Annotated in this window: 10 protein-coding genes; 6 read left to right on the forward strand and 4 right to left on the reverse strand. The window is 64.9% G+C overall.

Annotated features, from left to right (window positions below):
• Nucleotides 1-152 precede the first annotated feature (152 nt).
• Together AO684_RS15855 and AO684_RS15860 are read right to left on the reverse strand one after the other, a co-directional pair.
• Nucleotides 153-533 carry a cell division protein ZapA gene (locus tag AO684_RS15855; RefSeq protein ID WP_054303687.1) on the reverse strand — a complete coding sequence of 127 codons (381 nt, stop codon included), beginning with the start codon at nucleotides 531-533 and terminating at the stop codon, nucleotides 153-155.
• Nucleotides 526-1,071 (reverse strand): hypothetical protein, encoded by a 546-nt coding sequence (locus AO684_RS15860; RefSeq protein ID WP_054303725.1) that lies wholly within the window; start codon nucleotides 1,069-1,071, stop codon nucleotides 526-528. Before AO684_RS15860 ends, AO684_RS15855 begins: the two co-directional genes overlap by 8 nt.
• Before the next feature lie 240 nt (nucleotides 1,072-1,311).
• On the opposite strand from AO684_RS15860, the gene tkt reads away from it, so the two are divergent.
• Entirely contained in the window at nucleotides 1,312-3,327 is a 2,016-nt protein-coding gene (tkt, locus tag AO684_RS15865; RefSeq protein ID WP_054303688.1) for a transketolase, read from the forward strand.
• Nucleotides 3,328-3,380: 53 nt separating this feature from the next.
• Here tkt and AO684_RS15870 read toward each other — a convergent pair whose 3' ends face one another.
• Nucleotides 3,381-3,845, reverse strand: coding sequence for an Lrp/AsnC family transcriptional regulator (locus AO684_RS15870; protein WP_054303726.1), 465 nt, complete (start codon nucleotides 3,843-3,845; stop codon nucleotides 3,381-3,383).
• A 143-nt stretch (nucleotides 3,846-3,988) separates the two neighbouring features.
• On the opposite strand from AO684_RS15870, the gene AO684_RS15875 reads away from it, so the two are divergent.
• The 5 genes from AO684_RS15875 to AO684_RS15895 are packed head-to-tail and all read left to right on the forward strand — an operon-like array spanning nucleotide 3,989 to nucleotide 8,012.
• The gene (locus AO684_RS15875) at nucleotides 3,989-4,288 is read left to right on the forward strand and encodes a DUF2849 domain-containing protein (protein ID WP_054303689.1); all 300 of its coding nucleotides are present in this window, start codon (nucleotides 3,989-3,991) and stop codon (nucleotides 4,286-4,288) included.
• A gap of 28 nt (nucleotides 4,289-4,316) precedes the next feature.
• Nucleotides 4,317-5,987: a nitrite/sulfite reductase gene (locus AO684_RS15880; RefSeq protein WP_054303690.1), complete on the forward strand. Its 1,671-nt coding sequence runs from the start codon at nucleotides 4,317-4,319 to the stop codon at nucleotides 5,985-5,987.
• The gene (locus tag AO684_RS15885) at nucleotides 5,977-6,738 is read left to right on the forward strand and encodes a phosphoadenylyl-sulfate reductase (protein ID WP_054303691.1); all 762 of its coding nucleotides are present in this window, start codon (nucleotides 5,977-5,979) and stop codon (nucleotides 6,736-6,738) included. The genes AO684_RS15880 and AO684_RS15885 overlap by 11 nt, the downstream gene beginning before the upstream one ends.
• Complete coding sequence (locus tag AO684_RS15890) at nucleotides 6,735-7,136, forward strand: DUF934 domain-containing protein (protein WP_054303692.1); 402 nt, start codon at nucleotides 6,735-6,737, stop codon at nucleotides 7,134-7,136. The genes AO684_RS15885 and AO684_RS15890 overlap by 4 nt, the downstream gene beginning before the upstream one ends.
• Before the next feature lie 51 nt (nucleotides 7,137-7,187).
• Nucleotides 7,188-8,012, forward strand: coding sequence for a ferredoxin--NADP reductase (locus tag AO684_RS15895; protein WP_054303693.1), 825 nt, complete (start codon nucleotides 7,188-7,190; stop codon nucleotides 8,010-8,012).
• 71 nt (nucleotides 8,013-8,083) lie between these two features.
• Here the strand turns inward: AO684_RS15895 and AO684_RS22065 are convergent.
• Nucleotides 8,084-8,441: hypothetical protein (locus AO684_RS22065; RefSeq protein WP_152968441.1), on the reverse strand; the 358-nt coding region annotated here is incomplete at its 5' end.

The raw sequence follows: 8,441 nt of genomic DNA on the forward strand, positions 1-8,441 counted from the left end.
CCGCCGCTGAATTCAGGGCGCAGGCCCTGCCGCAAATGCAGGTTCTCGCGCGCGCCTTCGTCGCGCTTGCAGCGGCAGGCGCGGCGCTGGCGCTGGTTCAGGCCGTTCTGGCGGTGCCGCACTGGCGGCGGCTGCGGCGGGCGGGCTGACCCTCAGCCCGCAGCCGGGGCGTTTTCGTCCAGCTTCTGCGCCAGCGCCTCGGCCCGCGCAGCAATCTCGGCCAGCGTTTCCTCGACCTGCGGCGGGATCACCGGCACCTCGATCCGCTGCGGCTCGGGCGCGGGGCGGGCCTCAAGCTCGGCCAGACGAGACTTCAGGGCGCGCATCTCGTCTTCCAGCGCGGCGGTCTTGTCGGCCAGCATCAGCCCGGCCATCAGCAGCATCCGCCCTTCCGGCAGACGCCCCATCTGTGCCACCAGCGGCTGCGCCTCGGCATCCAGCATAGCGGCGGCCGAACGCAGGAAATGTTCTTCGCCCGCCTGACAGGCCACGGCGAAGCTGCGGCCTGCGATGGTAATATCAATCTCAGGCATCCGTGGCCTCCTTCGTGTCTTCGGCGCTGGCCGCCTCGTCCCCGGCGGCGGCGCGCACGATAGGCCCGATCTCCGACAGGATTTCGGCCAGCTCAGCCGCCTCTGCCGCACGTTCCGACCGAAGCGATTCCAGCTCGGCCAGCATGGCCTTGTTGATCAGATGCGCCTCGACACGCTCCTGCGCCTCTTCCCGCAGCATCCGCAGCGCCTCGCGCAACTGGATCATGTTCTTCTTCATGCGCTGCGCTTCCAGCCCCTGCGCATCCAGTTGCCGGGTCAGTTCCGCGACCCGTTGTTCCAGTGCCGCACCGGCCTTGTTGTCGCGCGCCTTCACGGCCCGCAGGCGGGCAGTGAGTTGTGCATTGGTGGTGCGTTCGGCCTCAAGCTGTTCGCGCAGGCGGGCAAGCTCTTCCGTATCCGGCCCGGCCCCGGTGGCGGCGGTGGGTTCGGCGGGCGTGGCACCCAGCCTGTCGATCCCCGCCCCGATCCGTGTCAGCGCCGCGGAAATGCGCCGCTCCAGCTCTGCCAAATCGTTCATGTCATTCTGCCCTTGCTTGCCGTCTGTGCCGAGACGGGTGCATTTGCACGAATCGCCCCGGCGCATCGTTTCATTCGATCTTAGCGCAAACATCGCCGGGAATGTGCCCCCAAAACGGCAGATCCTTATCCGCCAAGCACTTGCGTACAAAAGCCCGCCCATGCGCCTTGCGAAGCTTGATCTTGCCCGCCGGGCTGATATGGACCGAAGCGAACCGACGCAACAACGAGGATCCTCGCCGTGGATATTGCGAGCCTGCGCGCCCAGCACCCCGACCACTGGAAGAAAGCCTGCGCCATCCGGGTGCTGACGCTCGATGCGGTGGCGGCCGCCAATTCCGGCCATTCCGGCATGCCGATGGGCATGGCCGATGTGGCGACGGTGCTGTTCGAAAAACACCTGAACTTCGACCCGACCGATCCGAAATGGCCCAACCGTGACCGTTTCATCCTGTCGGCGGGTCATGGCTCCATGCTGATCTACAGCCTGCTGCACCTGACGGGCTACAAGCAGGCCAGCCTTGAAGAACTCAAGAACTTCCGCCAATGGGGCGCCCGCACGGCGGGCCACCCCGAATTTGGCCATATGGAAGGGGTGGAAACCACCACCGGCCCGCTGGGTCAGGGCATCTCGAATGCCGTGGGCTTCGCGATGGCCGAGGAAAGCCTGCGCGCCCGCTGGGGCGCCAAGGTGATGGATCACTACACCTATGTCATCGCGGGCGACGGCTGCCTGATGGAAGGTGTGAGCCAGGAAGCCATCGGCATCGCAGGCAAACATCAGCTGTCGCGCCTGATCGTGCTGTGGGATGACAATGGCATCACCATCGACGGCAAGGTCGAGCTGTCGGATGTGACCGACCAGAAGGCACGCTTTGCCGCCTCGGGCTGGGATGTGTTCGAATGTGACGGCCATGATCCGGTGGAGATCGACGCGGCACTGGACAAGGCCAAGCGCTCGCCCCGCCCGGCGATGATCGCCTGCAAGACGCATATCGCGCTGGGGTCGTCGGCGCAGGACACGTCGAAAGGCCATGGCGCGCTGACCGACAAGCAGCTGATCGCCGATACCCGCGCCGCCTATGGATGGGAGCATGGCCCGTTCGAGATCCCGGCCGATGTGAAATCGGCATGGGAGGCCATCGGTGCCCGTGGCGCGGCCACCCGCGCCGCCTGGGCTGAGCGTTTGGCCGCGCTGCCGCAGGGCAAGCAGGCCGAATTCGCCCGCATCTTCGCAGGCGATCCGGCGCCGAAGCTGGTGTCGGCCATCCGTGGCGTGAAGAAAGCCGCTGTCGAGACGCCGAAGAAGATGGCGACCCGCTCCGCCTCGGAAGTGGTGCTGGCGGCGGTGAACCCGATCGCGCAGGAAACCATCGGCGGTTCGGCAGACCTGACCGGGTCGAACAACACCAAGACCGCCGATCTGGGTGTGTTCGATCCGACGAACCGCAAGGGTCGTTACGTCTACTGGGGCATCCGCGAACACGGCATGGCGGCGGCGATGAACGGCATGGCGCTGCATGGCGGCGTGCGGCCCTATTCGGGCACCTTCATGGCCTTCACCGACTATGCCCGCCCCTCGATGCGTCTGTCGGCGCTGATGGGCATTCCGGTGGTCTATGTGATGACGCATGATTCCATTGGTCTGGGTGAGGATGGCCCGACCCACCAGCCTGTCGAGCATCTGGCGATTTCGCGCGCCACGCCGAACACCTGGGTGTTCCGCCCGGCCGATCTGGTCGAGGTGGCTGAGGCCTGGGAACTGGCGCTGTCATCGAAAACCACGCCGAGCGTGATGGCGCTCAGCCGTCAGGGTCTGGCCCCGGTGCGCACCACGCACACCAACCAGAACCTGTCGGCGCGCGGTGCTTATGTGCTGGCAGAGGCGACGGGCAAGCGTCAGGTCATCCTGATCGCCACCGGGTCCGAGGTCGAAATCGCCTTGCAGGCCCGTGCGACGCTGGAGGCGGAAGGTATCGGCACCCGCGTCGTCTCCATGCCCTGCATGGAACTGTTCGCCGCGCAGGACGAGGCCTATCGCAAGAAGGTGCTGCCCGCCGGTCCGGTGCGTGTCGCCGTCGAGGCAGGCGTGCGTCAGGGCTGGGACCGCTGGCTTCTGGGCGAGCGCGGTAAAGAGGCCAAGGCGGCTTTCGTCGGCATGTCCTCCTTCGGCGCCTCGGCCCCGGCAGAGCGGTTGTATCAGGAATTCGGCATCACCGCCGACAATGCCGTGGCACAGGCCAAGGCCCTGCTCTGATCCCGGCTTGAAATCGCGGAACGGCGGCCCCATACAGGGCCGCCGTTTGCATTTCAGCCCAGCGGCAGCGCCGTGGTTGCCTTGATTTCCTCCATCGACAGCAGCGCCGTAACGTTGTGGATTTTCACCTGCGAAATCAGCGCCTGATAGAAGGTGTCATAGGCCCGCGCGTTCTTTACCCGGACCTTCAGGATATAGTCGATGTCGCCGGCCAGCCGGTGCGCCTCCAGCACTTCGGGGCGTTCGCGCAGGGTTTGCAGGAAGCGGCGCTGCCAGTCGGCCTCGTGCTCCGAGGTGCGGATCAGCACGAAGAAACAGGCCTCCAGCCCCAGCGCCTCGGGGTCCAGCAGCGCGGCCTGCCGGGTGATCACCCCGGTCTCTTTCATCTTGCGGATGCGATTCCACACCGGGGTCTTGGAAGACCCCACCTTTCGGGCGATTTCATCCAGCGATTGCTCGGCATCTTCCTGCAGTTCCGCAAGAATTTTCCTGTCCATCTCGTCCAGCCGGGCCGACATTCCCTGTTCCTCCTGTTTCGTGGAACCCCGTCCCACATCGCCGCCCATACGGAACGGATTTCCTTATCTATCCGCCCATATGGCGCGAAACTAGGAAAATATCCTATATTGCAATGCAGAAACCGCAAGTGCCGGAGGATCGAATGGCCCGCTTCACCCCGAAAGTCGTGACCGCCAATGCGCTGATCGAGGGCGACGTGATCTATCTCACCGCCGACGACCGCTGGACCCGCCTGCATCACGAGGCGGAACTGATCGAAGACGAGGCCCATGCGCAGCTGCGCCTGCTGCATGCCATGGCGCAGAAATCCGTTGCTGTAGGGGCCTATCTGGCCGATGCCAAGGCAGGCCCGAATGGCCCGGAACCCACCCATTTCCGCGAGGTGTTCCGCACCCGTGGCCCGTCCAACTACTTCCTCGGCAAGCAGGCCGAACTCGTCTGACCGCAGCCAGCCAGCCCCGGACCGCATCATGTACAGCTATTCCGAATTCGACGAAGCCTTCGTTCGCACCCGCGTGGCGCAATTCACCCATCAGGTCGAACGCCGCATCGACGGCAGCCTGACGGAAGAGGAATTCCGCCCGCTGCGCCTGATGAACGGGCTGTATCTGCAACTGCACGCCTACATGCTGCGCGTCGCCATCCCCTATGGCACGCTGAACCCGCGCCAGATGCGGCAACTGGCCCATATCGCCCAGACCTGGGACAAGGGCTATGGCCATTTCACCACGCGGCAAAACATCCAGTTCAACTGGCCGAAACTGTCGGACGTGCCGAAGATGCTGTCGGCGCTGGCCGATGTGGGGATGCATGCCATCCAGACCAGCGGCAATTGCGTGCGCAACGTGACGGCCGACCATTTCGCCGCCGCCGCGGCGGATGAGATCGAAGACCCCCGCCCCTATGCCGAACTGCTGCGCCAGTGGTCGACCGACCACCCGGAGTTCCAGTTCCTGCCGCGCAAGTTCAAGATCGCCATTACCGGCGCCGCGCAGGATCGTGCGGTGACGGCGGCGCATGACATCGGGCTGCGCATCGTGAAGAACGATGCGGGCGAAACCGGCTTTCAGGTGCTGGTGGGTGGCGGTCTGGGCCGGACGCCGATGGTCGCCATGACCGTGCGTGACTTCCTGCCCGTGGAAGATCTGCTGCCTTACGTCGAGGCCGTGCTGAGCGTCTACAACACGCTTGGCCGCCGCGACAACAAATACAAGGCGCGCATCAAGATCACCCTGCACGAGACCGGCAAGGAAGAAATCACCCGCATGATCGAGGCGCGCTTTGCCGAGCTGCGCCCGCTGTTCGGCGGCAACGATCAGGCGCTGCTGGCGGATATCCGCGAGGCTTTCGCCCCGCCCGCCTTCCGCAATGCGCCGGTCGAGGCCTATGACGCCTTCTACAAGGCCGATCCGGTGTTCCGCGCCTGGGCCGATACCAACCTGGCGAAACACCGCAACGACCAGTATGCCATCGTGACGATCAGCCTGAAGGCCCATGGCCAGACGCCGGGCGACGCCACTGCCGACCAGATGCGTGTCATGGCCGATCTGGCCGAGCGTTACGGCCATAACGAGCTGCGCGTCAGCCACGAACAGAATGTCATCCTGCCGCATGTCCACAAATCGGACCTGCCGGCGGTGCATGCCGCGCTGATGCAGGCGGGGCTGGGCACCGCCAATGTCGGGCTGATCTCCGACATCATCGCCTGCCCCGGCATGGATTACTGCGCACTGGCCACCGCCCGCGCCATCCCGGTCGCGCAGGAAATCGCCACCCGCTTCGACGCGCTGAAGCTGGAACATGACGTGGGGCCGCTCAAGATCAAGATCTCGGGCTGCATCAACGCCTGCGGTCATCACCATGTCGGCCATATCGGCATTCTGGGTCTGGATCGCGCGGGGGTGGAGAATTACCAGATCACCCTGGGTGGCGACGGCACCGAAGATGCCGTGATCGGTGAGCGTGCCGGTCCGGGCTTCGCCTATGACGAGATCGTGCCCGCGATCGAGCGGATCGTTCTCGCCTATCTCGACCTGCGTGAAGGCCCGGAAGAAACCTTCCTGCAAGCCTATCGCCGGGTCGGCCTGCCGCCCTTCAAGGCGGCGCTTTATCCGGGGGAAGGAAACCGGGATGCCGCGTGACACCTCCGGGCCGGTCGGTACGGTGGCCGACAGGGTCGCCGCGCTGAACGCCCGCTATCGCCATCACGGCGCGACTGCCGTGCTGGAACATGCGCTGGGTGACCCCGATCTGGGGCGCGTGGCGCTGGTGTCCTCTTTCGGGGCGGAATCGGTCGTGCTGCTGCACCTCGTCTCGGTCATCGCACCGGAGACACCCGTCCTGTTCGTTGATACGCGGATGCTGTTCAAGGAGACGCTGGATTACCAGCGCGAGCTGGCCGAGAAGCTGGCGCTCTGCGACATCCGCACCATCCGGGCGCATCCGAAGAAGGTGGAATTCGACGATCCCGACGGCACGCTGCACCAGTTCAATACCGATGCCTGCTGCGCCATCCGCAAGGTGGAGCCGCTGGAACGGGCCCTGAAGGATTTCGACGGCTGGATCACCGGGCGCAAGCGCTATCAGGGCGCGACGCGGCAGGAGGTCGAGTTCTTCGAGGCCGAGGGCGAAACCCGTATCAAGGTCAATCCGCTGGCACATTGGGGTCGCGAGGATCTTGAGGATTACATCGTCAACAACCGCCTGCCCCGGCATCCGCTGGTCTCCAAGGGCTACCCTTCCATCGGCTGCGCGCCTTGCACCAGCCCGGTGAAACCCGGCGAAGACCCGCGTGCGGGCCGCTGGCGCGGCAGCGCCAAAACCGAATGCGGCATCCATTTCATCAACGGCCGCGCCGTGCGCGGCGGCACCACCGAGGAGAACGCGGCATGAGCGTGATCGTCACCGATACCGGCTTCACCCCCGTGGCCGACAGCCAGAACCCCGGTCTTGATGCCGCGGCCACCGCGACGGCACTGGACCTTGCGCATACTGATGATCCTTCAGCGCTGGCAGACCGGCTGGAAGCGATTGCGTTGATCCGCGTCGCCTTCCCCGCCTTCAGCGATGGCCGCGCCTTCACCATCGGCCGCCGCCTGCGCATGATGGGCTACAAGGGCGAGCTGCGCGCCTTTGGCCATGTCATCGCCGATCAATATGCGATGGCCCGCCGCGTCGGGTTCGACTCGGTCGAGATCCCTGACGATCTGGCCGCCCGCCAGCCGGAGCCGCAGTGGAAGTTCCGCGCCGACTGGCAGGCCCATGACTATCAGTCGCGGCTGCGGGCCTGAATCCGGGCTTTCCTCTGGCCTCCACCTGACATATTCAGGATTTGATATTCCATGACCGAGCAAAAACCCGTGTCCGATACCGCCGCGACCAAGGTCCACCTGCCCGATGCGCAAACCGTGCTGTCGGTGAAGCACTGGACCGATGCCCTGTTTTCCTTCCGCGTCAGCCGTCCGCAAAGCCTGCGCTTCCGGTCCGGCGAGTTCGTGATGATCGGCCTGATGGGCGACAACGGCAAACCGCTGCTGCGCGCCTATTCCATTGCCTCGCCCAACTGGGACGAAGAGCTGGAGTTCTACTCGATCAAGGTGCCGGATGGCCCGCTGACCTCGAAGCTGCAACATATCCAGCCAGGGGACGAGATCATCCTGCGCCCCAAACCCGTGGGCACGCTGGTGCATGATGCGCTGCTGCCGGGCAAGCGGGTGTGGTTCCTTGCCACCGGTACTGGCATCGCGCCCTTTGCCAGCCTGATGCGCGACCCGGAGACCTATGAGAAATACGACGAAGTGGTGATGATGCACACCTGCCGCACCGTGGCCGAGCTGGAATACGGCCGGCAACTGGTGGAAGGCCTGCACGATGATCCGCTGATCGGCGAACTGGTGGCGGGCAAGCTGAAATACTACCCCACCACCACACGCGAGGACTTCCACCATACTGGCCGGATCACTGACAACCTGTCCTCGGGCAAGGTGTTTGCCGATCTGGGGCTGGCGCCAATGGACCCGGCGACGGATCGCGCGATGGTTTGCGGCAGCCTTGCGTTCAACAAGGATGTGATGGCGGTGCTGGAAAGCTTTGGTCTGCGTGAGGGCGCCAATTCCGAACCGCGCGAATATGTGGTCGAGAAAGCCTTCGTGGGGGATGGCGTCTAAGGGTCACGCCACAAGTCCTTGAAACAAAAACGCCGCGCGGGTTTCGCGCGGCGTTTCCATTTGATCGGGGCTTACATCCCCAGCGCGGTTTTCACCTGTTTCAGCGCCGCATCCACCAGCGCCGGATTTTTCGCTGCGCCATCCACTGCCGCCTTGAGCGCGGCCTTGGTGCCATCATCCAGCGTCGAGGCATCAATCAGGCCGTTCAGCTTGGCCGCGTCAAACGTCGCGGGATCGAAAGCATTGGCGGTATCGGCCACCGCACCGGCAGCTGCATCATTGGCCGCTGCGGCAGCATCATTGGCAGCGGCCGCCGCATCCTGCGCGGCGTCAGCCGTGTCGCCCGCCGTTGCATCGGCTGTCGCGGCGGCACTGTTGGCCGCGCCCTCCAGCGTCTTGGCAGCAGTGTCAGCCATGGTGCCCGCGGTC

It is taken from the genome of Gemmobacter sp. LW-1 (genome assembly GCF_001303875.1).
Lineage (GTDB): Bacteria > Pseudomonadota > Alphaproteobacteria > Rhodobacterales > Rhodobacteraceae > Gemmobacter > Gemmobacter caeni.

Coding starts and splice junctions, on each gene's coding strand:
- AO684_RS15855 (WP_054303687.1), bottom strand. CDS start 533: ATGCCTGAGATTGATATTACCATCGCAGGCCGCAGCTTCGCCGTGGCC.
- AO684_RS15860 (WP_054303725.1), bottom strand. CDS start 1,071: ATGAACGATTTGGCAGAGCTGGAGCGGCGCATTTCCGCGGCGCTGACA.
- AO684_RS15870 (WP_054303726.1), bottom strand. CDS start 3,845: ATGTCGGCCCGGCTGGACGAGATGGACAGGAAAATTCTTGCGGAACTG.
- AO684_RS15875 (WP_054303689.1), top strand. CDS start 3,989: ATGGCCCGCTTCACCCCGAAAGTCGTGACCGCCAATGCGCTGATCGAG.
- AO684_RS15880 (WP_054303690.1), top strand. CDS start 4,317: ATGTACAGCTATTCCGAATTCGACGAAGCCTTCGTTCGCACCCGCGTG.
- AO684_RS15885 (WP_054303691.1), top strand. CDS start 5,977: ATGCCGCGTGACACCTCCGGGCCGGTCGGTACGGTGGCCGACAGGGTC.
- AO684_RS15890 (WP_054303692.1), top strand. CDS start 6,735: ATGAGCGTGATCGTCACCGATACCGGCTTCACCCCCGTGGCCGACAGC.
- AO684_RS15895 (WP_054303693.1), top strand. CDS start 7,188: ATGACCGAGCAAAAACCCGTGTCCGATACCGCCGCGACCAAGGTCCAC.